The 24,441-nt window shown below is 67.0% G+C and carries 23 protein-coding genes, 1 tRNA gene and 1 riboswitch; of the genes, 8 read left to right on the forward strand and 16 right to left on the reverse strand.

Translation table 11 applies throughout. The annotated features are described in order from the left end of the window. The first annotated feature begins 122 nt into the window (after positions 1 to 122). Together DW355_RS08340 and DW355_RS08345 are read left to right on the forward strand one after the other, a co-directional pair. On the forward strand, positions 123 to 641 hold the full coding sequence (locus tag DW355_RS08340) for a ClpXP protease specificity-enhancing factor (RefSeq protein ID WP_131279195.1): 519 nt from the start codon (positions 123 to 125) through the stop codon (positions 639 to 641). Between the two features lie 64 nt (positions 642 to 705). Next, positions 706 to 804, forward strand: a riboswitch (cyclic di-GMP riboswitch). A gap of 121 nt (positions 805 to 925) precedes the next feature. After that, positions 926 to 2,689 carry a methyl-accepting chemotaxis protein gene (locus tag DW355_RS08345; RefSeq protein ID WP_131279197.1) on the forward strand — a complete coding sequence of 588 codons (1,764 nt, stop codon included), beginning with the start codon at positions 926 to 928 and terminating at the stop codon, positions 2,687 to 2,689. A 47-nt stretch (positions 2,690 to 2,736) separates the two neighbouring features. On the opposite strand, the gene DW355_RS08350 is transcribed toward DW355_RS08345, so the two are convergent. From DW355_RS08350 to DW355_RS08380, 7 genes are all read right to left on the reverse strand, one after another. Further along, a complete protein-coding gene (locus DW355_RS08350; protein WP_131279199.1) occupies positions 2,737 to 3,546 on the reverse strand; it encodes a gamma-glutamyl-gamma-aminobutyrate hydrolase family protein in 810 nt (269 codons plus the stop codon). A gap of 235 nt (positions 3,547 to 3,781) precedes the next feature. After that, positions 3,782 to 3,871, reverse strand: a tRNA-Ser gene (locus DW355_RS08355). Between the two features lie 105 nt (positions 3,872 to 3,976). Next, positions 3,977 to 5,308: a tryptophan--tRNA ligase gene (locus tag DW355_RS08360; RefSeq protein ID WP_131279201.1), complete on the reverse strand. Its 1,332-nt coding sequence runs from the start codon at positions 5,306 to 5,308 to the stop codon at positions 3,977 to 3,979. 20 nt (positions 5,309 to 5,328) lie between these two features. Further along, positions 5,329 to 6,009, reverse strand: coding sequence for a site-2 protease family protein (locus DW355_RS08365; RefSeq protein WP_131279203.1), 681 nt, complete (start codon positions 6,007 to 6,009; stop codon positions 5,329 to 5,331). A 160-nt stretch (positions 6,010 to 6,169) separates the two neighbouring features. Then, entirely contained in the window at positions 6,170 to 6,793 is a 624-nt protein-coding gene (locus DW355_RS08370) for an L-threonylcarbamoyladenylate synthase (protein ID WP_131279205.1), read from the reverse strand. Positions 6,794 to 6,827: 34 nt separating this feature from the next. After that, the gene (locus DW355_RS08375; RefSeq protein WP_242671341.1) at positions 6,828 to 7,760 is read right to left on the reverse strand and encodes a DMT family transporter; all 933 of its coding nucleotides are present in this window, start codon (positions 7,758 to 7,760) and stop codon (positions 6,828 to 6,830) included. 12 nt (positions 7,761 to 7,772) lie between these two features. Then, positions 7,773 to 8,630, reverse strand: coding sequence for a 3',5'-nucleoside bisphosphate phosphatase (locus DW355_RS08380; protein WP_131279207.1), 858 nt, complete (start codon positions 8,628 to 8,630; stop codon positions 7,773 to 7,775). Positions 8,631 to 8,849: 219 nt separating this feature from the next. Between DW355_RS08380 and DW355_RS18370 the strand changes: the two genes are divergently transcribed. Then, a complete protein-coding gene (locus DW355_RS18370) occupies positions 8,850 to 10,583 on the forward strand; it encodes a methyl-accepting chemotaxis protein (protein ID WP_131279209.1) in 1,734 nt (577 codons plus the stop codon). Positions 10,584 to 10,595: 12 nt separating this feature from the next. Here the strand turns inward: DW355_RS18370 and DW355_RS08390 are convergent, their stop codons facing one another. The 3 genes from DW355_RS08390 to DW355_RS08400 form a co-directional block, all read right to left on the reverse strand. After that, the gene (locus DW355_RS08390; RefSeq protein ID WP_242671342.1) at positions 10,596 to 11,843 is read right to left on the reverse strand and encodes a sensor domain-containing diguanylate cyclase; all 1,248 of its coding nucleotides are present in this window, start codon (positions 11,841 to 11,843) and stop codon (positions 10,596 to 10,598) included. A gap of 136 nt (positions 11,844 to 11,979) precedes the next feature. Next, positions 11,980 to 13,782, reverse strand: coding sequence for a single-stranded-DNA-specific exonuclease RecJ (gene recJ, locus DW355_RS08395; RefSeq protein WP_131279211.1), 1,803 nt, complete (start codon positions 13,780 to 13,782; stop codon positions 11,980 to 11,982). Then, positions 13,779 to 14,846, reverse strand: coding sequence for a phosphoglycerate mutase (locus tag DW355_RS08400; RefSeq protein ID WP_131279213.1), 1,068 nt, complete (start codon positions 14,844 to 14,846; stop codon positions 13,779 to 13,781). Before DW355_RS08400 ends, recJ begins: the two co-directional genes overlap by 4 nt. Before the next feature lie 64 nt (positions 14,847 to 14,910). Here DW355_RS08400 and DW355_RS08405 point away from each other — a divergent pair, with 64 nt between their 5' ends. The 3 genes from DW355_RS08405 (at position 14,911) to DW355_RS08415 (ending at position 17,400) form a co-directional block, all read left to right on the forward strand. Then, the gene (locus tag DW355_RS08405) at positions 14,911 to 16,194 is read left to right on the forward strand and encodes a lipoprotein-releasing ABC transporter permease subunit (RefSeq protein WP_131279215.1); all 1,284 of its coding nucleotides are present in this window, start codon (positions 14,911 to 14,913) and stop codon (positions 16,192 to 16,194) included. A 4-nt stretch (positions 16,195 to 16,198) separates the two neighbouring features. Further along, on the forward strand, positions 16,199 to 16,921 hold the full coding sequence (gene lolD / locus DW355_RS08410; RefSeq protein ID WP_131279217.1) for a lipoprotein-releasing ABC transporter ATP-binding protein LolD: 723 nt from the start codon (positions 16,199 to 16,201) through the stop codon (positions 16,919 to 16,921). A gap of 155 nt (positions 16,922 to 17,076) precedes the next feature. Next, complete coding sequence (locus DW355_RS08415) at positions 17,077 to 17,400, forward strand: hypothetical protein (protein WP_131279219.1); 324 nt, start codon at positions 17,077 to 17,079, stop codon at positions 17,398 to 17,400. Positions 17,401 to 17,480: 80 nt separating this feature from the next. Here the strand turns inward: DW355_RS08415 and DW355_RS08420 are convergent, their stop codons facing one another. The 6 genes from DW355_RS08420 to DW355_RS08445 all read right to left on the reverse strand — a co-directional run bounded on the left by DW355_RS08420 (position 17,481) and on the right by DW355_RS08445 (position 22,969). Then, positions 17,481 to 18,521: a VWA domain-containing protein gene (locus tag DW355_RS08420; protein WP_131279221.1), complete on the reverse strand. Its 1,041-nt coding sequence runs from the start codon at positions 18,519 to 18,521 to the stop codon at positions 17,481 to 17,483. Then, entirely contained in the window at positions 18,518 to 19,489 is a 972-nt protein-coding gene (locus DW355_RS08425; RefSeq protein ID WP_131279223.1) for a DUF58 domain-containing protein, read from the reverse strand. The genes DW355_RS08420 and DW355_RS08425 overlap by 4 nt, the downstream gene beginning before the upstream one ends. Positions 19,490 to 19,492: 3 nt before the next feature. Next, a complete protein-coding gene (locus tag DW355_RS08430; RefSeq protein ID WP_131279225.1) occupies positions 19,493 to 20,527 on the reverse strand; it encodes an AAA family ATPase in 1,035 nt (344 codons plus the stop codon). 15 nt (positions 20,528 to 20,542) lie between these two features. Beyond that, on the reverse strand, positions 20,543 to 21,382 hold the full coding sequence (locus DW355_RS08435; RefSeq protein WP_431733223.1) for a S1C family serine protease: 840 nt from the start codon (positions 21,380 to 21,382) through the stop codon (positions 20,543 to 20,545). Between the two features lie 178 nt (positions 21,383 to 21,560). Continuing rightward, a complete protein-coding gene (locus DW355_RS08440) occupies positions 21,561 to 21,968 on the reverse strand; it encodes a YchJ family protein (protein WP_131279226.1) in 408 nt (135 codons plus the stop codon). Beyond that, positions 21,965 to 22,969, reverse strand: a complete 1,005-nt coding sequence (locus tag DW355_RS08445) for a bifunctional helix-turn-helix transcriptional regulator/GNAT family N-acetyltransferase (RefSeq protein ID WP_131279228.1) — start codon at positions 22,967 to 22,969, stop codon at positions 21,965 to 21,967. Before DW355_RS08445 ends, DW355_RS08440 begins: the two co-directional genes overlap by 4 nt. A gap of 63 nt (positions 22,970 to 23,032) precedes the next feature. Here DW355_RS08445 and DW355_RS08450 point away from each other — a divergent pair, with 63 nt between their 5' ends. Together DW355_RS08450 and DW355_RS08455 are read left to right on the forward strand one after the other, a co-directional pair. Beyond that, positions 23,033 to 23,926, forward strand: coding sequence for a TatD family hydrolase (locus DW355_RS08450; protein WP_131279230.1), 894 nt, complete (start codon positions 23,033 to 23,035; stop codon positions 23,924 to 23,926). Then, the gene (locus DW355_RS08455; protein ID WP_131279232.1) at positions 23,914 to 24,414 is read left to right on the forward strand and encodes a DNA-deoxyinosine glycosylase; all 501 of its coding nucleotides are present in this window, start codon (positions 23,914 to 23,916) and stop codon (positions 24,412 to 24,414) included. The genes DW355_RS08450 and DW355_RS08455 overlap by 13 nt, the downstream gene beginning before the upstream one ends. Positions 24,415 to 24,441 lie beyond the last annotated feature (27 nt).

Raw genomic sequence — 24,441 nt, forward strand, 5'->3', positions numbered from 1 at the left:
ATGGCTTCCACGCTGGCCACTTCGTGTGCGGTGCTGAACCCGGACGCAGGCTTGTCTAGCGCATTGCCTGGGCTCGGGGCTTCAGTCGCCTTGGGTCGACCCAGCGGCGGCTGAATTCGCGTATGGCAGAAACCACGTCCACCCGTCCTTATCTGATCCGCGCCCTTTACGAATGGTGCGCTGACAATGGCCTGACGCCCTACGTGGCGGTGCGGGTCGATGACACCGTGCGCGTGCCGCGTGAGTACGTCAAGGACGGTGAAATCGTGCTCAACATCAGCATGGACGCCACCAGCGCCCTGCAGATCGGCAACGAGTACATCGAGTTCAAGGCCCGCTTTGCTGGCGTGGGGCGCGATATTCTGGTGCCCATCCGGCAGGTCATGGCCATCTACGCCCGTGAGAATGGCCAGGGCATGGCTTTTCCGCTGGAGTCCGCGCCCGATGACGAGGTGGAGGAAGACGCTGACGAGGGCCTTGCTTCCGCGCCGACGGACCAAGCCACGACGGCTGGAGGTGGCGCCATCCTGAGCTTGGCGCCCGATTCCGACGTCGGTCAGGGTGAGGACGCGGACCCTGAGCCGCCCCGGCCCACGACGCCTCCCGCGGGGGGGCGGCCCGCACTCAAACGGGTGAAGTAGACAACGGTAGCGTCGCTCCGCGGGCGCGACATGATGTCAAGCCCGTGCGCATACTAGAATGCGAATCACACAAAGGCACACCCGAGCGAAAGCCGGGGTCGCAAAGCTTCCAGTCTAAAGTCGCCCATTGCCAGCGGGCGACCAGGATCGTGGGGCCGCTGTCTCGGAGCCGAGTCGTCGGCATTCGGTTCTTGCGCTCCTTTCCCCCAGGTGTCACTTTGTGAAGCCCATCGCCCTGCGATGGAGTCTGTTGACGCGCCCATCCTCGGGCTAGGGGTAGCTGAATGAATATCAACAATTTGCGCGTGGCCCAGAAGCTCTGGCTGGTCATCATGGGCCTGCTGACCTTGATTCTGGTGGTCGGCATCTGGGGTCAGGTGATGGTGCGTTCCGCCACCGATCGGGCGTCCGAGCTGGTCGCGCATTACGAATCGTCCATCACGACCGCCGTGCGCTGGCAGGGTCTGGCCGAGCTGGCGACGGCCATGACTTTGAGCCGCGCCAAGGTGACCGATGCCGCCCTGCGCGCCGACTTCGAGGCTCGCTCCCTCGAGCTCAGCAAGCGCATTTCGCCGGTTCAGGAGCAAATTTCGAAGACCGCGCGCTCCGACCGTGACAAGGCGGTGCTGGCGGAAATCGGCAAGTTGCGTGTCACCGTGCTCGCCAACCGTGACCAGATGAAGAAATTCGAGGAAGCGCAGGACCAGGCTGGTCTGCTGGCCTTCGTCGAAAGCCAGTACCGTCCGACTCAGAGCATCTATCTGGCGACCATCGGCAAGTACATCACCGAGCAGGAGGCTCAGCGCGATGAGGCCCGCGCGGAGATGGTGGCGCAACATCGCAGCCTGCTCGTGATGAGTGGCGTGGGCGTGCTGGTGGTGCTGGCGTTGAGCGTCGGGCTGATCCGCTGGCTGGTGCTGTCCATCACCAAGCCCCTGGACAGCGCGGTCAGCGTTGCGCAGGCCATCGCCGAGGGCGATCTGACCCAGACCCTCAAGACCCGTCGCAAGGACGAGTTTGGCCTGCTGCTTCAGGCTTTGGCCGACATGAACGAACGTTTGCGCCAATTGGTGTCCAAGGTGCGCACCGGCGTGGAGTCGGTATCCAACGCCTCGGACGAGATTGCCAGCGGCAACCAGGATCTTTCCGCGCGTACCGAGCAGACCGCTGCCAACCTGGAGGAAACCGCCGCCAGCATCGAGCAGCTGACCAGCACCGTGGCCCAGTCCACCGACACGGCGCGCCAGGCCAACCAACTGGTGACTTCGGCGGCCAGTTCGGCCGCGCGCGGTGGCGAGGTCATGGGCCAGGTGGTCCAGAGCATGCAGCAGATCAGCGCATCGTCGAAGAAGATCAACGACATCATCAGCGTGATCGATGGCATTGCCTTCCAGACCAACATCCTGGCGCTGAACGCGGCGGTGGAAGCCGCGCGCGCGGGCGAGCAAGGCCGCGGTTTCGCGGTGGTGGCCAGCGAGGTGCGCTCCCTGGCGGGCCGCAGCGCGGACGCTGCCAAGGAAATCAAGTCCTTGATCGGGGCCTCGGTGGCGACCGTTGCGACGGGTTCGACACAAGTCCAGCAAGCCGGAGCGGCCATGGACGAAATCGTGACCAACGTGAAGCGGGTGTCGGACCTGATCGGCGAGATCACCAGCGCAGCCGATGAGCAGCGGGATGGCATCAACCAGGTCAACCAGGCCATCACCAACCTGGACCAGATGACGCAGCAGAACGCGTCCCTGGTGGAAGAATCGGCCGCTGCGGCTACTGGCCTGCGGGACCAGGCCCTGCGCTTGGCGCAGGTGGTGGCGGTGTTTAACGTGGGGGCCGGGCTTCCGGTGGCGGCGCAGATCGGGCCTCGGCCTTCGGTCCCCGCCCCGGTGCTTGCGTCGGCTCCCGCTTTGGCAGCGCAGCCTAAGCCTGTGTCGCCGCGCCCCGCCGCCGTGCCTCCCCGCTTGACATCCACCCTGGCCACGGCCTCCAAGCCCAAGCCGGCGGCGGTGTCGGCGAACAGCAAGGACGATGACGGGGAGTGGGGCGTGTTCTGATTCCCTGGGGGAGGAGAGCCCAGGTGCGCGCGCCGTGCGCAGAAACGTCAGGCGTGGGCGGCCTTGAGCCGTCGGGCCGTCCGCAGAAAATCCATCACGATGCGTTGATCGTCGAGATGCGTCTTGCCATCGGGCGCGTGGAACTCGGGATGCCACTGCACCCCGGCGATGTAGGCCTCGCCTTCCCGGCGGATGGCCTCCACGATGCCGTCCTCAGGGCAGACCGCTTCCACCACGAAACCCGGCGCGACCTGCTTGATGGCTTGGTGATGGATGCTGTTGACCCGGCCGCGCGACACCTGGGGGTAGAGGGCCTGCAGGCGCGTGCTGCCCTGGAGTTCGATCTCGTGCGCGTTCTGGTCGTAGATGTCTCGGCGGACATGGTCCAGGGCGTCCGGCACCTGGGTCTTGATGTCCTGCCACAGCGTGCCGCCAAACGCCACGTTCAGGATCTGAAGGCCGCGGCAGATACCGAACACTGGCTTGCCGGCCTGGGCGAAGGCGTGGATCAGGGCGATTTCATACTGGTCCCGGACCAAGTCCCCCTGCCAGAGCGCATTGATGGGCGTTTCACCATAACTCTCCGGAGCCACATCGTTGCCACCTTGCAGCACCAGCGCATCGAGCGACGCGGCGTAGTGTGAAAGATTCAGCTCGCTGGGCCGGACCAGACTGCGCTCATCGACGGCCGGCACCATCACGGGCAAAGCGCCGCAGCGCATCAGCATCTGGGCCACCGACTGCTCCATGTAATGCAAGGTCTTGGTCCAGACACCGCCCAGGTCCAGCACCGGGGTGGCGGGGTAGTAGATGCGGGCGGAAACGCCCACGAGCAGCGTAGGGGTCAGGAACGGCATGGCCTGCAGCGGGGGTTCGAGGTCTGCGGGAAGCGGGGCTCGGGTGTGCGCTTTATTCTGAACCTTTGCACGCTTGCATGCAGGCGTCAAGGGCAGGGTCGATGTGCTGCCCGGGAGGCTGCCTCGCGCTAGACGGACGTCACTCACTTCGGACGGGCGTGGCTGCTGGGGAGCCGGTCTGACAGCCAGAAAGCACAACGGGTTACGGCATTTCTGCAGCAACCCGTTGAAAACTTGGCGGAGAGGGTGGGATTCGAACCCACGGTAGGCTTGCGCCTACGCCTGATTTCGAGTCAGGTACATTCGACCACTCTGCCACCTCTCCGGCTTTTGACGCATGTGTCGAAGCGTCGGATTGTAGCAGTCCCGTACCGGCTTTTCCGCCGCACCCCGGGACCGGAGCGCTTTCCTTGTCTTCTTCGTTTCGTCGTTATGCCTCGGCGGCCTCGCGCAGCAGACGCAGGGCGGCGCGCACGGCCTGGGCATCGGTGGGCACGGGGAGTTGTTGGAGCAGTGGCGCCAGTGCCGCGTCGTCGGTCTGCAAGGCCTTGATGGCTGCGCCCGCGTCCTTGGGGCTGGCGTAGCCCGCGCTTTGCAGCAGCAGCTGGCCCTGGGCGTCGACGAATTTGAAGTAGAACTGGCCGTCGGCTTCGCGGTATTGCTTGAAGCTGGGCAGCGCGGTCTTGGCCGCCTTGTCTTTCTTGTCCGTGGCTTGCGTGCGCAGGTCGCGCAGGCCCACGGCGTGCCGCAGCTTGGCCGTGAAGGGCGTGGCGATGCGGCGGGCCTTGGCCGCGCCGGCCTTCAGCATCTCTTCCAGCCGCTCGGGGTGGTCGATCAGGGACTGGTAAGTCTCGCGCATGGGCGCGATCTCGCGGTCGATGCGTTCGAACAGCAGTTCCTTGGCCTGGCCCCAGGCGATGCCCTCGGCGTAGGCCAGTCTTAGTTGCGCGGTTTCCTCGGAAGTGGCGAAGGCTTCGTAGATCTGGAACAGGGCCGAGCCTTCGGTGTCCTTGGGTTCACCGGGCGCGCGGGAATCGGTCTTGATGCCGGCGATGAGCTTCTTCAACTGATCGCGCGGCGTGAACAGCGGGATGGTGTTGTCGTAGCTCTTGCTCATCTTGCGCCCGTCCAGGCCGGGCAGCGTGGCCACGCTTTCCTCGATCTGCGCCTCGGGCAGGGTGAAGTGCTCGCCGTAGAGGTGGTTGAAGCTGGCGGCGATGTCGCGCGCCATTTCGATGTGTTGGATCTGGTCACGCCCCACGGGCACGCGGTGGGCGTTGAACATCAGGATGTCCGCCGCCATCAGCACCGGGTACATGAAGAGGCCGGCCGAGACGCCGGCGTCTTCGTCTTCCGCCAACCCCGCCGAATCGGGATGCGCCGCTTTGGCGGCGCGGTTCTTGTCGACCGCGGCCTTGTAGGCGTGCGCCCGGTTGAGCAGGCCCTTGCCGCAGACGCAGGTGAGGAACCAGGTGAGTTCGGGAATCTCGGGGATGTCGCTCTGGCGGTAGAAGGTCACGCGCTCCGGGTCCAGGCCGGCCGCGATCCAGGTCGCGGCGATTTCCAGCGTGCTGCGCTGCACGCGGGCCGGGTCGCCGCCGGTCTTGATGAGGGCGTGGTAATCGGCCAGGAAGTAGAAGCCCTCCATGCCTGCCGTGCGGCTGGCGATGACGGTGGGGCGGATGGCGCCGACGTAGTTGCCCAGGTGGGGCGTGCCCGAGGTGGTGATGCCAGTGAGGACGCGCAAGGTTTCTTTGCTCATGTCGCGGGGGACTTCAGGGGTTAGCGCAGCAGATAGGTGAGGGGTGTCAGCAGCAGGTCCAGCAGGCCGTAGGTCAGGCGCATCACGGGCTGCATCCAGAGGGTGCTGACCACGCCCAGGATGACCAGGCCCATGACGATGAAGAAGCCCCAGGGTTCGACGCGCGACAGCCAGTAGGCCTGCTTGTTTGGCAACAGGCCGATCAGCACCCGGCCGCCGTCCAGGGGCGGCAGCGGGAAGAGGTTGAAAGCGAACATCACCACATTGACCAGCACGCCCGCGCGGCACATTTCCAGGAAGAAGCGTTCACTCGCCTGCATGTTCATGCCCAGCGCGATCAGCACGAAAAGCAGGACGGCCCAGAGCAGGGCCTGCAGCAGGTTGGCGGCGGGTCCGGCCAGGGCGACCCAGACCATGTCGCGCTTGGGGTGGCGCAAGCGGTCGAAGCGCACGGGCACAGGCTTGGCGTAGCCGAAGAGAAAGGCGCCCGACGTTGCGAAGTAAATCAGCACCGGCATCAGCAGCGTGCCAAGGGGGTCGATGTGCTTGAGCGGGTTGAACGTCATGCGCCCGAGCATCCAGGCGGTGTCATCGCCGAAGCGTTTGGCCGCGTAGCCGTGGGCCGCTTCGTGCACCGTGATGGCGAAGATCACGGGCAGGGCGTAGATGAGGACGGTTTGAATCAGGTTGTTGAAATCCACGGGAGGGATTGTCTCATTCCCGCAATGCCAGAGTCCTGTGGGGTCGGGTCCTTCGTGATGTCTCGGGTTGGGCTTCGGTTTGGGACGGCAGGCACGCGGGGCGCGCCAACGGTGAACCATCACCCATGAGCGCCCGCCAAACAAGCGAGCGGTACGAAATTCACAGCCCCAGCACCGCCGGATCACCCCTTCCGATCCGCAGCACCTCGGGTTCATTGCCTGTCAGGTCGATCACCGTCGTCGGTTCCTGCGGGCAGGCGCCAGTGTCGATCACGGCGGCCAGTTCGTGCTGGTAGCGCGCGCGGATTTCTTCGGCATCGTTCAGCGGCTCGGTCTCGCCAGCCGGGATCAGCGTGGTCGCCAGCAGGGGCGCGTCATGCAGCATCAGCAAGGCCTGTAGCACCTTGTGGTCGGGGACGCGCAGTCCGATGGTCTTGCGCGCCGGGTGGCTCAGGCGGCGCGGCACTTCCTTGCTGGCTTCCAGGATGAAGGCCCAGGGCCCCGGCGTCGCCGCCTTGAGCAGGCGGTACTGGCGGTTATCCACCCGTGCGTAGTTCGCCAGTTCCGAGAGGTCACGGCACAGCAGGGTCAGGTGATGTTTGTCGTCGATGCGCCGGATCGCGCGCAAGCGCTCGGCGGCGGCCTTGTCGTCGAGGTGGCAGACCAGGGCGTAGCAGGAGTCGGTGGGCACGGCCAGCACCTGACCCGATGCGAGCAGAGTCACCGCCTGCTTGAGCAGTCGCTGCTGCGGGTTCTCGGGATGGAGTTCGAAAAACTGGGCCATGCTTTGGAAAAGACTGAGGGAGGAAGGCGCGGCGTCAGACTTCCATGGGCTCGCGCAGCACGCTGCTCTGGAAGTCCTTGGTGCGCTGCGGTGGTTTTTCCCGCAGTGCCAGCCAGGCGCTGGCCGCGCCGCAACTGGCGATCAGCAGCATGCCCAGCAAGCCCCAGCCGTCCGCGAAATGGCCGAAGACGATCCAGCCGGCGAACATGGCAAAGGCGATTTGCACATACATCAAGGGCATCAGCGTGGACGCGGGTGCGCGCCGGTAAGCCTGGATGAGCGCGAAGTGGCCGATGGTGCCCGTCAGGCCCATCAAGACCAGGGCGCTCCATTCAGGCCAGGTCTGCGGTGTGACCCAGATGAAGGGCAAGGCCAGCGAGGCGAGGAGGGCGCCGACCCAGCCGGTGTAGAAGTGCATGGTCACGGCATCCTCGGTTTGCACCATTTTGCCGGTCAGGAGCTGGAAGGACGAATGCGTGCCAACCTGGGCCAGGGGCAGCAGCACGTGCCAGCCGAACAGCTCGCCACCCGGTCGGATGATGATGAGCGTGCCGACGAAACCGCCCGCAATCAAAGTCCAGCGCAGGCGCGAGACATGCTCGCCCAGCAGGCTGGCGGCCAGCAGCGTGACCACCAGGGGCGCGATCATGGCGATGGCGGTGAATTCCCCCACGGGCATGTACTTCACGCTCAGAAAGGTCAACAGACTGGTGACCGCGAGCAGGGCGCCGCGCAGCACATGCAGGCCAGGACGCCGCGTATGAAAGATGGCGCGGCCCCGTTGCGGCAGCATGACGACCGTGGTCAGCACGGCCTGGAAAATGTACCGGAACCACAGACCCAGCAACACGGGCAGGGTGAGGGCGACGATTTTGGCCGAGGTGTCGAGCGTGGCGAAACAGGCCAGCGCGCCCAGCGCCAGCAGCATGCCGCCGACCGTGCTGCGGCGGGCAAGAAAAGAGGTCATGGACAGAATGGATCAGTGATGGATGCGCTCGGCCAGCAGTTCCCAGATCGGGGTCAACTGGCCAGGCAGGTAGGGCAGGGCGCCCAGATCGATGCGGGATTCGTCGGGGCTGTGGAAATCACTGCCGCGCGAGGCCGCCAAGCCAAACTCCTGTGCCAACTCGGCGTATTTGCCATATTCGCTCGGCAGGTGGCTGCCGGTCACGACTTCGACCCCCCTGCCGCCGTGCTCCTTGAATTCGGAAAATAGCGCGTATTCCTCGTTGGGCGTGAATTTGTAGCGTCCCGGGTGAGCGATGACCGCCGCGCCACCGGCGCCGGTGATCCACCCCACGGCATCTTGCAGCGAGGCCCAGCGGTGCGGAATGTAGCCCGGCTTGCCTTCCGTCAGGTAGCGGCGAAACACCTCGCTCGTGTCCGCGCAGACGCCGGCTTCCACCAGATAGCGGGCAAAATGCGTGCGCGAAATCAGTTCCGGATTGCCCACGTACTTCAGCGCGCCTTCGTAGGCACCCGGGATGCCTGCTTGCGCCAGTTGAGCACTCATTTCCTGGGCCCGTTCGCCGCGCCCACCGCGGGTCTGGCGCAGGCCCGCGACCAGGCGGTCATCCGTGGCATCGAATCCCAGGCCCACGATGTGCACGGTCTGGCCGGCGAAGGTGATGGAGATTTCCACGCCCGTCAGGCAGGGCAGGCCTTCGGAACGGGCTGCCGCCAGGGCGCGTTGCTGGCCGCTGACCTCGTCGTGGTCGGTCAGGGCCCACAACTCCACGCCCGCCAATTTGGCCCGGCGAGCCAGGGCCTCCGGGGTAAGGGTGCCGTCAGAAGCCACGGAATGGCAATGAAGGTCGGCATTCAGATAGGAGGCCATGTGCTGGATTCTAGAGCGACGGCTTCGTCCGGCCGGCGTCAGGGTTGCGTTACAGATTTCAGGCGGCGCGTCGAAATCATAGAAGGCAGAGGCAAAGGGATGAAAATCCAGCTCCGATGCCGCCACCCCTATCGGCATGGCGGCGCGAGGTGGGGCCTCCATAGAAGCAATCAATCCCTGCCGGAAAAGCAATAAATTCCAACCAAGAGAGCAAGGCTCATGAAATTTTTCGACGACCTGCGCGTGGCCTACAAGCTTTGGGCAACCGTGCTGCTATTGATGCTGTCGCTGCTGACGCTGTCGGTGGTGACACTGCTGCGTTTCGAGGACTTGGCCGACACCGCCCTGACGAAGGTCCGCACGACCGAGGGGCGCATCACCACCGCAACGCACTGGCGCGATCGGGCGGAAAGTGCCATGGACATGTCCATGGGGCGCATGGTGTCCTCCGATCTGGCCCTGATGCAGATCCTGAGCGACAAGGTGGCAGCCATCACCGCCAGCCTGAACCCCGTGCAAGAGAAGATCAACAAGGAGGTTGACACGCCCGAGGAAAAGGCGGCGTTGGACGCCATCGCCGCGGCGCGCGCCGAAGTCCGTGGGCAGACACCGAAGATCAACGAAATGATCACCCAAGGGGCCGACCTCGCCGCAAGGCAGGCTTTCGTGGAGAAGGAATACAAGCCGCGCGCGGCGGTCTACATCGGTGCGATCAATAAATTCGTTGAAATCCAGGAGAAGAACCGCGATAACGCCGTGGCCGAAGCGGATGCCGCGCAGACGCGGCTGCTTGTCATTGCCTTCGCATGCGCAACGGTGATCTTCATCCTCGGCATCCTGCTCGCCATGTATCTGATCAGCGCCATCACCAAACCGCTAGCCCACGCGGTCAAGGTGACGGAGGCGATCGCCAGCGGGGACCTGACCGTCACGGTCATTGTCCGGCGCACTGACGAATTCGGCGCCCTGCTGCGCGCCACGGCCTCGATGGCTGAGCGCCTGCGCGGCGTGATCTCCGAGGTGCGTTCCAGCGTCGAGTCCGTCAGCGCGGCCTCGGGCGAGATTGCCAGTGGCAACACCGACCTCTCAGCCCGCACCGAACAGATGGCGGCCAATCTGGAACAGACCGCCGCCAGCCTGGAGGAGTTCACCTCAACCGTGGGGCAATCGGCCGACACCGCCACCCAGGCCAATCAGTTGGCGGCCAAGGCCGCGCAATCGGCCCGTGACGGTGGTGACGTGGTGCAGCAGGTGATCGAAAGCATGAAGCTGATCACCGATGCGTCTACCAAGATCAACGACATCATCGGCGTGATCGACGGCATCGCCTTCCAGACCAACATCCTCGCGCTGAATGCGGCGGTGGAGGCGGCGCGCGCGGGCGAGCAGGGCCGCGGCTTCGCGGTGGTGGCGGGCGAAGTGCGCAGCCTGGCGGGGCGCAGCGCGGAAGCCGCCAAGGAGATCAAGGGCCTGATCGGCAACTCGGTGGACGCGGTGCAGATGGGTTCGATCCAGGTGGCCCAGGCCGGCAAGAGCATGGAGGAGATCGTCTCGGGCGTGAAGCGCGTGTCGGACCTGATCGGCGAAATCACCGCCGCCGCCGCCGAGCAGCGCGACGGCATCAAACAGGTGAATCAGGCGGTGACGAATCTGGACCAGGTTACCCAGCAGAACGCGGCCCTGGTCGAGGAGTCCGGCGCTGCGGCGTCCTCCCTGCGTGACCAGGCCCGTCGCCTGTCGGAGGTGATCGCGGTGTTCAAGGTCCAGCAGCAAGCCTTGGCCTCAGCGCCGGTCTCGCCGCCGCCAGTTCGGGCCGCCGCGCCTGCGGCATCCAGGCCGAGGCCCGTCGCCGCACCCGCGACGGTCGTCCGTGCGCCTGCGGCGGCTACCCGACAACTGGGCAACAGCGCTGCCGACAAAGTGGACGACAAGGACGGCTGGGGGCTGTTCTGAGGCGACCTTCAGTCACCCCGCCACGGCATGGGCTGACGGCGGCCAGACTTGGGTCCGGTTGCGGCCCTGGCGTTTCGCCGCGTACAGCGCCTGGTCCGCGCAACTGATCAGCGCCTCGCCCTGATCGTCGTGCAGTGGGAAGGCCGCGACCCCGCAGGACAAGGTGACGGTCAGGGGCGCCGCGTCGCTGCCGCTGACACGCAGGGGCGTCTGGCCGAAGGCCGTGCGCAGAGCCTCGGCGCGCTGGACCGCGGTTTCCAGCGTGATGTCCGGCAACAGCAGCAGAAACTCCTCGCCGCCGTAGCGGAACACCATGTCCTGCGCGCGCACATGGCGCAGCATGAGCTGCGCCAGGCTCTGCAGCACCATGTCGCCGACCGCATGGCCCCTGGCGTCGTTGATGCACTTGAAATGGTCGACGTCGATCAGCAGCAGCGCCAGCGACGAACGCGCGGCGCGGCAGCGCGCCAGTTCAGGTTCGAGCACCTCGCCCAGGTAGCGCCGGTTGTACAGGCCGGTGAGCGGGTCGCGCACGGCCTGCTCCCGAAGGCGGGCTTGCAGGGCGTTGATCTTCTGGTATTGCTCGCGCAGCTTCAGATTGCTCTTGCGCCAGGCCAGGGCGCGCTGATGGCCGGTGTGCCCGAAGGCGACCAGGTAGAGCGTGAGTGTCACCATCGACAGCACCGTGGCGGCAGCGCCGGTGTCCGGGTTCAGCGGATAGTGCAGACCGCTGAACCATACGACCGCGGCGCCCAGGCCCATGGTGGCCACCAGCCGCGGCAGGCCCGCGCGGCCGCCGTAGAAGGCGACGAAATTGATGTTGTTGCATGCAAACAGCACGAAGCTGAGCCAGGTCGGGAAACCCAGTGCTGCAGCCCAGGCACCGCTGGCCGCGCAGTCCAGCAGCAGGTGCGGCATCTCGGCGCGCAATTGGTCGCGCGCGCTCCGCGCGCGCCAGTAAAGCAGGTGCGGGTAGACGTAAAACTGCCCGATCAACAGGGCCCAGAGCCAGAGGGGCGCATGGATGTCCGCCAGGTGCGCGCCCAGGGGCAGGCCCAGCAGCGCGCAGACGAAAAAGCGGTTGGCGTAGTTCATGCGCACCAGCCAGTGCGCGCGCGCCCGGTCCGTCGGACGTTTCGAAGTCGTGCGCGTCGCCTGGCGGGGCGGCATGTCCACGAAATCGGACGCGGTGCCCGCCGGCGCGCTGGTCGCCGGGCGGGGAATCTCCCCCATCAGGTGGATGGGTTGGCGGATGTTCATGGGAGGCCGGGTAACAAGCAAATCCGGAAACTCTAAATTTGAAACAGGGGCGGGGTCCATCCCAGCAATGGGGGAAGGGCATACCCTGGCGGGTGACTTCTCAGGACGGGGCTGCCGACCCCGGGGACAGGGAAGGTTAGAGCTCGGCGCCCTCGACCAGGAAGCGCAGCCGGCGCACGCCTTGCCATTCATCGGCTTCCAGGCGAAACGCCAGCTTGACCCGGCTTTGGCTGGGGGGGAGCGGTTCCGCGCGGCCAAACCAGATGCCGTCCACCGCCTGGCCTTGGTGCCGCAGCTTGAGCGCCAGGTGCTTCTCGCCCACCAGGCGCTGGGACAGCACTTCCACTTCCTCGCTGAAGGTGGGTGGGGCGAAGCCCTGGCCCCAGACTTCTCGGGCGAGCGTGTCCACCACGTCCGTGCGGCGGTACTCCGGAGGCAGGGCGCCATCCGTCTCGATGCGGCGTGTGAGGGTGGCGGCATCCAGCCATTCCCGCGCCACCTCGTTCAGTGCCTGCTTGAACACCTCGAAATGGACCTCGGCGATGGTGCAGCCCGCCGCCATCGCGTGACCACCAAAGCGCAGCAGCACGTCCGGATGGCGCTTGGAGACCAGGTCCAGCGCGTCGCGCAGGTGAAACCCGGGGATGGAGCGGCCCGACCCTTTGAGCTCGCCTTCGTGTCCCGGTGCCCGGCTGGCGGCGAAGACGAAGCTGGGGCGGTGCAGCTTGTCCTTGAGCCGCGCGGCGACGATGCCGACCACGCCTTCGTGGAAATCCGGGTCGAAGACGCAGAGTGCGCTCGGCAATTCTTCCTCTGGATCGTGGAGCTGTTCGACGATCTCCAGCGCCTGCGCTCGCATTTCTCCTTCGATCTCGCGCCGCTCGCGGTTGATGCCGTCGAGCATCCGCGCCAGTTCGTCGGCGCGGCTGGCGTCGTCGGTCAGCAGCAGTTCGATGCCCAATGTCATGTCGGCCAGTCGCCCTGCGGCGTTGATGCGTGGCCCGAGGGCGAAGCCGAAATCAAAGGCGCTGGCCTGGGCCGGTTTGCGAGACGCCACCTCGAACAGAGCACGCAGCCCTTCGGGCATATGGCCTTTGCGGATACGCTGCAGGCCTTGCGCGACCAGGCGCCGGTTGTTCGCGTCCAGCTTCACCACGTCGGCCACGGTGCCGAGCGCGACCAAGGGCAGCAATGAGTCGAGTTTCGGCTGGGCATTCTTGGCTCCGGCGCTTGTCACGCCGTGTGCTGCGCCGCCCGAAGGGGTGCTCGCTGGCGCGGGGTGGCCCTGCACGGTGCTCGATGCCTCAAACGCGCCGCGCGCGCGCAGCTCCGCGCGCAGCGCCAGCAGGACGTAGAACATCACGCCCACGCCCGCCAATGACTTGCTCTCGAAGGCATCGCCGGGCTGATTGGGGTTCACGATGACGTCCGCCCGTGGCAGTTCGGTTCCGGGCAGGTGGTGGTCGGTCACCAACACCCGCATGCCGAGTTCGCGCGCCAGCGCCACACCCTCGACGCTGGCGATGCCGTTGTCCACGGTGATGAGCAGGTCGGTGCCCTTGTCCTTCACCCGCTGACTGATGGGCGGCGTGAGGCCATAGCCGTCCACCACCCGGTCGGGCACGAGGTAGTGCACGTGCTGCGCGCCCAGCATGCGCAGGCCGCGGATGCCTACGGCGCAGGCGGTGGCGCCATCGCAGTCGTAGTCGGCCACGATGCACAAGCGTTGACCGGCGGCGATCGCATCGGCCAGCAGTGTGGCGGCTTCGGCCGCGCCCTTGAGCGTGACGGGCGGCAGCAAGCGCGCGAGCGCGTCGTCCAGTTCCTCGGTTCCGCGCACGCCACGGGCGGCATACAGACGGGCCAGCAACGGGTGCACACCGGCCTGTTCGAGTACCCAGGCGGCGCGCGGCGGGACATCGCGGGTGACGATCTTCATGCGGGAACCAGCAATTCGGCGAGGGCCTGATTCTGAACGCCTCGGCGCACGCGCTGGCGCAAGCGATGCCACCAAGCGCCGGCGGCGGGTGCCGAGCGCTCCGAGGTCACCAGGGTGTCGAGGCCGCAGAGCACAAGACGGGTCGGCGTTTGGGCCGGGTCCGTCGGGGCACCCTCTTGCTTGTCCATCCGCACGGCCATCCGAGCGGCCAGCTGCGCATCCAGCTCTCGCCAGGCTTCGGCCCAGGCCCGCCAGTCGCCGTGGGCATGGCCATGCAGCGCCGGGCCGCTCAGGCTGTCCAGGACGATCCATGGTGCTTGTGGTTCGGGGGCGGTGGCCAGGGCGCCGCAACCGTGCAGCCAGAAAGAGTTGACGGATGGCAGGCCACGTGCCTCGCGTGCATCGTTGGCGGCGTGGGTATAGAGCAGCATTTGCATTTCATTTTGCAGGCGACGCAACAGCGGTGCGCCGGGGGACGAGGACGGCAGCCAAGGTGCTACGTCACCGCCCAGTGCCAGCACGCGTCCGGGCGCGGGGCTGCGCAGACCGCGTAGCGCTTCGCCACAGACCAGCCACTGCCCGGGGCGGTCCAGGTGCAGGGTCAGTCCGTCCTCGGCGAAATACGGTTGCATGGCGACGCAGAAGGCCCGGGCTTCGGCCTCGTCCAGCTGCAACTGGCTGGGGTCGCTCAAGCGCACCTGGGTCTGGCCGACACCTTGAGGCAGAACCCAGTGCGCGGGTGTCAGGAAGGCCCAGGCCGTGGTGCCTGCGTCAGGCAGGCGCAAGGTGTGCGCGCGCAGCGCGGCCCAGGGTGGGGCTTGCGGGTCCAGGCCTTGGGCTTGGGCCAGGATCACCTCGTGCGCGCTGACCGCGCCCTGCGCGTCCAGGCGCCGTGTGCGCGGCGGGGCCTCGCCCAGTTGGTCTTGCAGCCAAGGCAGCCAGCGTCCACGGGCGCGCGAGGGCGCGGCGTCCTTGAAGGTGGCCTGCAGTGCCGCCCGCGCCGCGGGCGCCGCTACGGCGTCGTCCACCAGGGCATGGGGAATCAGGAGGTGCGAAAAAGACATGGGCGGATTGTCCTGTACAGTCCCACCGCTTCGAGCAATCCGGAAAAGAACAGACGGGACCTGCATGGAATGGCCTTATGAACTGAGCCTGGGCTGGCGCTACACGCGCGCGGGCCGGGCGACACGGCGAAACGGCTTCATCTCTTTCATTTCAGGCGTGTCCATGCTGGGCATCGCGCTCGGGGTGGCCGCGCTCATCATCGTGCTGTCCGTGATGAACGGCTTCCAGAAAGAGGTGCGTGACCGCATGCTGGGCGTGGTCTCGCACATCGAAATCTATTCCGCCGACGGGATGGCCCTGCCGGATGCCGGGCGCACCCTGGCGCTGGTGCGCCAGCACCCCGAAGTCGTCGGTGCGGCGCCCTTCATCGCCGCGCAAGCCCTGCTGGCGCGAGGCGAAGACATGAAGGGGGCCGTCCTGCGCGGCATCGTGCCCGACCTGGAAGGCCAGGTGACCGACCTCGCCGCGGGCCTGCAAGGCGATGCGGGCAACGCGCGCGTGCTGGAGCGATTGGTGCCCGGCGAGTTCGGCATCGTGCTGGGGCGCGAACTGGCACGCCAACTCGGTGTGCGCGTGGGCGACCCGGTGACCCTGATCGCGCCCAGCGGCCAAGTGACGCCCGCCGGCGTGCTGCCGCGCATGAAACAGATGAGGGTGGTGGGCTTGTTCAACTCCGGTCACTACGAATACGACTCGGGCCTCGCGCTGATGCACGTGGCGGACGCGGCACGCATCTTTCGGTTGGAAGGTGCCACCGGCATCCGGGTCAAGCTCAAGGATCTGCACCAGGCGCGGGAGGTGGCTTCGGATCTCGTCGTCGCGCTGGCGCGGGAACAGAACCAGGACGTGGTTGTGCGCGACTGGACGCAGCAGAACCGCACCTGGTTCGCTGCCGTGCAACTCGAAAAGCGCATGATGTTCATTATCCTCACGCTCATCGTCGCGGTGGCCGCCTTCAACCTGGTCTCGACCCTGGTGATGACGGTGACCGACAAGCGCGCCGACATCGCCATCCTGCGCACGCTGGGCGCGAGTCCGGCCAGCATCATGGGCGTGTTCGTGGTGCAGGGCTCGCTGGTGGGCGTGATCGGCACGCTGGCGGGACTGGCCCTGGGCCTGGGCGTGGCGTTCAACATCGACGTGCTGGTGCCCGCGCTTGAGCGCCTGCTGCACGCCAGCTTCCTGCCGCAGGACATCTACCTGATCAGTCGCATGCCCAGCGAGCCGCTGGCCAGCGACATCGTGCCCATCGCCTTGATTTCCCTGGTGCTGGCTTTCGCGGCCACGCTCTACCCGAGCTGGCGCGCCAGCCGTGTGAATCCTGCGGAGGCGCTGCGTTATGAATGAATCCATGACGACTTCCTCGCTCGGCAACCTGTCGTCCTCGTCATCACCCGATGGAGCCGTTGTCTTGCAGGCACAGGGCCTGCAGAAGCGCTACACCGAAGGCCGGCTCGACGTGACCGTGCTGCGCGGCGTGGACCTGCAGGTGCACGCAGGCGAAATCCTTGCCGTGGTCGGTGCCTCGGGTTCGGGCAAGAGCACGCTGCTGCATCTGCTGGGCGGGCTCGATGCACCCAGCGCCGGGCAGGTGCACTTGATGGGGCAGGATTTTTCCGCGCTCTCCGCCACGGTGCAGGGGCAGTTGCGCAACCAACACCTGGGATTTGTCTACCAGTTTCATCACCTGCTGCCCGAATTCAGCGCTCAGGACAATGTGGCCATGCCGCTGTGGATCCGCCGCTTGCCGCGCGCCGAGGCGGCACTGCAGGCCGCGCGCGTGCTGGAAGCCGTGGGTTTGGGCGAGCGCCTGCATCACCGTCCCGCCGAACTGTCGGGCGGCGAGCGCCAGCGCGTGGCGATCGCGCGGGCGCTGGTCACGCGCCCCGCCTGTGTGTTGGCGGACGAGCCCACGGGCAACCTGGATCGCGGCACGGCCGAGGGGGTGTTCGAGTTGATGTTGCGCCTGGCGCGCGAACAGGGCATGGCCTTCATCGTCGTCACGCACGATGAGACGCTGGCGGTGCGCTGCCAGCGGACCTTGCGTCTGGACCAGGGCTTGCTGGTGGCCTGAGATCGAACTCCGCAGGGTAGGCCAGTTTTACGCTGGCTTTACCCAGGTTTGCATTCGAGGCATCGGGACGCTACGTCGCCGTTTCATCATTGGCCATGAGTGGCCTCCCCAGGTGTGACCTCGCGTCCGGGCGTCATGGCCGCGATGGAGAGCGTATGAACATGCACCTACATGATGCGGTGGTTCAGGCCTCACCGTTCCCGGTTTTTTCCGTGACGGTGGACGCGCTGGCCCGGGAAATCTACGAAACCGCGACGCCGGCCATCCGCGCGCACATGAAAGCGCAGGCCTGCGCGCGCGTGGTCCCCGAACTGACCACCGAGGAACGTGCCCGCCTGCTGCGCCTGCTGACACGGCGGGACCCGGTCATGCTGGCCGAGATCCAGCGCGAAGAACCGGACTGGGCGGGCAACGGCGTCGGCGCGGCCCTGCTCTGGATGGTCGAGGTCGATCAGCAGTCACCCGTGACCTCGCGTTGATCTGACTGAAGCTGAAGCGCGCCGATCGGGCGAACGGATCGGGGGCGCGAATCGGCGTTTTGTCCGCGTTCCGCCCGGTGTCAGGCCACGCGGTGGAACCAGAGCATCGACAGCGTGGCGCTGGCCATCACCAGCAAGGCACCCAACAGGGCCAGCAGCGCGGTGATTTCGGTTTCCTTCTTTTCGAGCGTCAGGCGCGAACTCAGCGTCTCGTAGACCTGCGTCAACGCATCGGCCGAGGCCGCGTGGAAATACTCCCCGCGCGTTTGCTGCGCGATGCTCTTGAGTGACTCCTCGTCCAGGCGCGCGTGCATGGACCAGCCCTCGAAACCGACCGTCACGCCTTCGACCGTGCCCACGCCCACGGTGTAGATCCGCACCCCCCGGTCGGCTGCCAGCTTGGCCGCTTCCAGCGGGTCAATGCCCGTGGTGCGCTGGCCGTCGGTGAGCAGGATGACGGCAGCCGAATCATAGGAACCCGGTGCCACGGGCGCGGCCAGCGGTCTTGGGGGCGGGGTGTCCAGCGATTGGCCGCGCGGCTGTCCGGGGCGGCCGTAGGCGAGCTGTCCCAGGTCGATGCCCGCCTCGGGAAAGATGGCGGCCAGCGAGAGCACGATGCCGTTGCCGATGGCCGTGCCGCGCTGCAATTGAAAGCGGTCGATGGCCGCGTTCAGGTCCTCGTGGTTGGTCGTGGGCAGCTGCGCGATCTGCGCCGAGCCCGCGAAAGCGACGATGCCGACCTTCACGTGGCGCGGCAGGTCGACCAGGAAGGCTCGGGCCGCAGCCTGTGCCGCCTCCAGTCGGCTGGGTTCGACGTCGGTGGCGCGCATGCTGCCGGACACGTCGATGGCCAGCATGATGGTCTCCTGCTGCGTGGGCAAGGCGATCCGGGCCAGCGGACGCGCGGCGGCCAGCAGCAGCGCGATCAGGGCCAGCAGCAGCAAGGCCGGGGGCAGGTGCCGTCGCCATGGGCGCTGCGGCGTCATGGCCTGCTTGATCAGCGTCAGGCTGGCGTAGGTCAGCACCTGTCGGCGCTTGCGCCGCCACAGCCAGACATAAAGGCCGACCAGCAGGGGCAGCAACAGCAGCGACAGCAGCAGCGTGGGCCAAAGGAAACTCATGCGACCTCCTTCTCGACCAGGTGCAGTCCCCGAGGCCGTTGCGCAGGTGTTCCGGCCCGCGCCGCGCCGCTGCGGGCACGTCCGGCGCGCAACCTGGCAAAACGCAGCAGCGCGGGCAGCAGGTCTTCGTCCGCCGCGAGTTCCAGTTGATCGCTGCCAATGCGCGTGAGTGTGTCGCGCAAGGCTGCCTCGCGCTGCGCGGCCAGGTGAGCGAACCGCTTCCGGAACACCGGGTCTTGCGTGTCCACCAGCAGCACTTCGCCGGTCTCGGCATCCCGCAGGGGCAGCAGGCCCAGATCAGGCAACTGCTGCTCGAGCGGGTCGTAGAGGCGCACGGCCACCATGTCATGACGGCTGGCCAGATGTGCACAGGGGCGTTCCCAGCCGGGTTCGCTGATGAAGTCCGAGAGCAGGAAGACCGTGCTGCGGCGGCGCAGCAGGTGGCTGGCCGCGTTCACCAGGTCTTGCAGGCGCGTGGTGCCGGAGTCCTCCCGCCCGGGCGCGGCCACCGGTCCTTGCAGCAGATGCAGCAGTCGCAGCACATGCAGGCGACTGGCGCCGGGTGGCAGGATGGCGCGCACGCCCCGGTCATAGAGCAGGGCACCGACACGGTTGCCGTGGCGCGTGAGCAGGCGTGCCAGGACGGTGACGAAATCCACCAGCTGCGCGCGTTTGGGGCGTCGGCCTGAACCGAAGTCGAGCGAGGCACTGAGATCGATCAGGAACCAGGCGCTGAGTTCGCGATCCTCGGTATACACGCGCACATGAGGGTGTTGCAGGCGCGCCGTGACGTTCCAGTCGATGTGACGCACATCGTCGCCATCCTGGTACTCGCGCAGATCCGCCAAGTCCAGGCCCATGCCACGCAGCAAGGTGCGGTGATCGCCCTGCAGCAACCCATCGAGGCGGCGTAGCACCGTCCACTCCAGCCGCTGGAGGGTGTGTTCGGCCGTTTTGTGCGTCTGCATGATTCAAGCGGCTTTGTCATGCGCCGCGGCCTTGGCGGGCAACGGCACGCGCGCCATGATTTGTCCGATCAGCGCGTCACTGTCCAGTCCTTCGGTCAGGGCTTCATAAGACAGCACGAGGCGGTGGCGCAACACGTCGGCAGCGAGGTCACCGAAGTCCTCGGGCAGCGCGTAGTTGCGGCCGCGCAGCAGGGCCAGGGCGCGCGCGCCCTCGACCAGGCTCAAGGTGGCGCGTGGACTGGCACCAAAGCTCAGAAGGGGTTCAAGTTCCGGCAGGCCTGCGCGTTTCGGCTCCCGCGTCGCGGCGACCAGGCGGACGGCGTACTGCACCAGCACCGGATCGACATAGACCCCGCGACACCAGGCCTGCAGCCTGGCCAGTTGCGCCGTGTCGGCGACGGCGGTGGCCTGCGCGGGCGCTTCGCCTGAAACCGCGCCAGTGACGCGCTGGACGATCACGAACTCCTCTTCCTCGCTGGGGTAGTCGACCAGCACCTTGAACATGAAGCGGTCGACCTGTGCCTCGGGCAGAGGGTAGGTCCCTTCGGTTTCGATGGGGTTCTGCGTGGCCATGACCACATAGGGCGAAGGCAGGCGGTGGCTTTCACCCGCGATGGTTACTTGCCGCTCCTGCATGGCTTCGAGCAGGGCGCTCTGCACCTTGGCGGGCGCGCGGTTGATTTCATCCGCCAACAGAAGATTGGCGAAGATCGGGCCCAGCACCGTGCCGAACTCGCCCGTCTTCTGGTTGTAGATGCGCGTGCCGACCAGATCGGCGGGCACCAAGTCAGGCGTGAACTGGATGCGCCTGAACTGGCCTTGCACGACCTGGGCCAGAGTCTTGACGGTCAGTGTCTTGGCCAAGCCGGGCGCGCCTTCGACCAGCAGGTGGCCCTGGGCCAGCAGTGCCACCATCACGCGTTCCAGAAAGCGGTCCTGTCCGACGACGACGCGCTTGACCTCGTACAGCATCTGTTCCATCCGGCGGGCGGCTTCCGCGGCGTCCGCGGGCGTGAGGTTCGGGGAGGATGCGCTCATAGGGGACCTTTCTGCTCAGAACGGATGCATGCCCACGGCCGAGGCCGCGTTCTCGATGGGGACCGCGAAGCCGATGCCGATGAAGGTGCGTTGATCTCCTGGGTTCAGGATGGCGGTCACGATGCCAACCACCTGCCCGTCCAGTGTCACCAACGGCCCGCCCGAGTTGCCGGGGTTGGCTGCCGCGTCGAACTGGATCAGGTTGCCGATGACCTGCTTGCCCTCCGGCGAGCGGAAGCTGCGACCCAATCCCGAGATGACGCCGTGCGTCACCGAGGGGCCGATGCCAAAAGGGAACCCCACGGCGACCACGCCATCACCGGGGCGCAGGCCCGCGGTCGAACGCAGGGTGGCGGGTTCCAGATCGTCCGGCACCTGACGGGCTTGCAGCACGGCCAGGTCGTTTTCCGTCTGCGTGTTGCCGATGTAGGCCGGCGATGCGCTGCCGTCGAAGAAAGTCACCTCGATGCGCTGGGCACCGGCGACCACGTGCAGATTGGTCAGGATGACGCCGCTGTTGACGATCACCACACCCGTGCCGACGCCGTGTGGCTCCTCTTTGCCCTTGCCATCGGTGGTGTAGCTCTGCACGCGCACGACCGAAGGCGCGATGGCCGTCGCCGCGCGCGCGGCCGGCGAGGGCAGAACCGCCGTCTCCAGCGTCTTGAGCACGGCGGCGTCGATGTCCTGTTGCGTGAGCTTGCGCTCGGCTTGCGTGGGCCACAGGGCCTGCATCAGCAGGCCGAGCAAGGCCATCAGTGCCAGCCCACGCCAGAAATGCGGTCGAAGGTCTTGCATCCACCCGGCTAGCAGGCTGGGCGGCGTACTCGATGGCAGACCTGGCGGTACACGCATGATCGGCTCCTGCGAAGGGGATGGGGAGACAGTAGCACGGACGCGTGGTTTTTGCAGCCCCCGGGCCGGGCAGGGGGTAGGGGAAAGTGCTGTCGTGTCAGCGTGGCAGGGCTTAACCCAATGGCGAGGCTCTCGGTGGCGTGGGCACGGCCAGGGCCACCCGCACGCGTCGCGCAGTTCAGGTTTTCAGATCGCCGTCTCGGTAGAACCAGCAACCGTCCATGCGGACGAAGTGGCTGACTTCATGCAGGCGGGTGGCGCGCCCGTCCCGCTTGCTGCGCGCCACGAATTCCACCGTCGCGTGCTCGCCTGCCTCGCGCGCCGCGCGCACGTCCAGGCCCAGCCAGCGGGTTCCAGGTTCAAGCTGCAGCCCGGTCGGCCGGGTGTCGGGATGCCAGCTCGCCAGCAGGTAGTCCACGCGACCCAGCACGAAGGCGCTGTAGCGCGAACGCATCAGGGCTTCGGCGCTCGGCGCCGGGGGTGGGGAGCCAGCGCCGGGATTGGCGTCGCCGTGCCAGCGACCACAGCATTCGACGTAGGTCGCGCCGCTGCCGCAGGGGCAGGGTGTGGGCCTCGCGCCGTTCACAGCCGCAACTCCCAGGTTTCGCCGACCAGTTGCTGGCCGAAGCTCTCGTGCGGCTCGCTGGCGATGAGCTGGTAACCCGCCTGGGCGTAGAGCGCGCGCGCGGCGGTGAGGATGCTGTTGGTCCACAGCCGGATGCGTTCGTAACCGGCCGCGCGGGCGAAGCGCGTGCACTCGTCCACCAACTGTTTGCCGATGCCCAGGCCGCGCGCCGCGGGTTCGACGATCAGCAGGCGCAACTGAGCCACACCGGGTTCGGGCTGCCCCCGGGTTTCATCCTGGGCCTGCACCAGAAAGACGCAGCCCAGTGGATGGCCCGGTCCCTGACCAGACGCGCCCGATGCCGTCGACGCACCCACGCGCTCGGCAATCCAGGCGCATTCGCGCCGGGGGTCGAGGTGGTCGATGTAGTCTGCGCCGATGCGCGCGACCATGGCTTCGAAGCGTCCATCCCAACCGTACTCCTGCGCGTACAGCGCCGCGTGGCGCGAGATCATCCAGCCGACGTCGCCGGGACGCAGTCCGCGCAGCTGGATGCTGCTCGCCTGGCTGCGGTCGAGCAGGGTCTCGATGCGCTGCGCCGCGTACAGCAACTCCTGCTGCTCGCCTTCGGCCAGAGGGGCGAGCAGGGCGCTCATCTGCGCCTGAGCGCGCTGTTCAAGCGGTGCCAGCGCACGCTGACCCGCGGGCGTGAGGGACAGCAGGGTCTGCCGGCCATCATGGGCCGCGCGCTCGGCCTTCACCAGCTTGCGCTCGCGCAGGCCGGCGAGCAGGCGGCTTAGGTAACCGGCATCCAGTTGCAGGGTGTCGGCCAGCGCGCTCGCCGTGAGGCTGGGCGTGTGCGCGAGTTCCCAGAGCACCCGCGATTCGGGCAGGGAAAAGGACGATTCCAGCAGGCGGTCCTGCAACACGCCGATGCGGCGCGTGTAGAAGCGGTTGAAGGCGCGCAGCGTCGCGGCGCGGGCGGCCGTGGTTGGCATGGCCAACAGGGGGGCGGTGTTCATGGCGACAGTGTGATCCAAATGATTGCTTTTGGCAAGTATTTGGCTTGCGGCATCATCCGGACCATGACGGAGCGCCGCGACACCTTCATTGACACGCATGTCCACCTCGACGCGCCTGAGTTCCTGCCGGACCTGGCCGCCGTGCGCGCCCGTGCGCGCGACCGGGGCGTGGCGTGCTGCGTATTGCCTGCCGTGCAGGCGCAAGATTTCGAACGCGCGCGCGCCTTGGCGCATGAGTTCGGGGATGCCTACGCCCTGGGTATCCACCCCTTGTACGTGGCGGCGGCCGAGGACGAGGATCTGGCGCGCCTGGACCAGGCCCTGACCCGGCACCGGGACGATCCTCGGTTGGTGGCGGTGGGCGAGATCGGGTTGGATCTGTTCGTTCCCGCCCTGTGCGAGGAGCCGCTGCGCACGCGGCAACTGTTCTTCTACCGCGCGCAGTTGAAGCTCGCGAAAAAACACGGTCTGCCGGTCATCCTGCATGTGCGGCGCTCGGCTGACCTGCTGCTCCAGGGCTTGCGCGATCTGGCCGGTCCCGGCCAAGCCTGGCTGGGCATCGCCCACGCCTTCAGCGGCAGTCTGCAGCAAGCCCAGGCCTTCACCGCGCTCGGGTTCAAGCTCGGTTTCGGCGGCGCGCTGACCTATGAGCGCGCGACCAAGCTGCGTGAACTGGCGCGGGTCCTGCCGCTGGAGGCCCTGGTGCTGGAGACCGACGCCCCCGACATTCCGCCGCACTGGCTCTACACCACGGCGGCGCAACGTGAGCAAGGCTTGGCTCAGGGGCGCAACGAACCGGGAGAGCTGCCGCGCATCGCGCAGACCTTGGCCGAGCTGCGTGGCCTGGACCTCGCGCAACTGGCGCGCGCCACCCGGGCCAACGCCCTCGCCGCCTTGCCGCGCCTGGGGCCCCTGTTGGGTGCGCCGGCCAGCGCAGCCGTGGCATGCCGCGACTGAATGGACTGGCTCCCGTTGCGGGGCCGCACACGCGCCTGCTGGTGCTGGGCAGTTTCCCCAGCGTTGCGTCCCTGCGCGCGCAGCAGTATTACGCACACCCGCAGAACCATTTCTGGAAGATCCTGCAGGCGCTGTGGCCGGCCTTTCCCTTGCCCGAGGCCAGCGCTTACGAGGCGCGTTGCGCCTGGGTGCTGGCGCGCGGCCTGGGCATCTGGGATGTGTACGCGAGTTGTGAGCGCGAGGGCAGCCTGGACAGTGCCATCCGCAACGCGGTGGTGAACGACTTCGTGGCGCTGCGCACCGCCTGTCCCGAACTGCGGCTGATCGCGCACAACGGGAGTGAAAGCTACAAGCACGCGAAGCACACGTCCGCTTTTGGTCTGCCCGTGCTGCGCCTGCCGTCCACCAGCCCGGCCAATGCGAGCTGGAGCCTGGAGCGCAAGCGGGCGACCTGGCATGACGCGGCCCTGCAGGCCGGGTTGCTCTGACCAGGCGTGGGCCGCGGAGATAATCCC

It is taken from the genome of Hylemonella gracilis, assembly GCF_004328645.1.
Lineage (GTDB): Bacteria > Pseudomonadota > Gammaproteobacteria > Burkholderiales > Burkholderiaceae_C > Hylemonella > Hylemonella gracilis_B.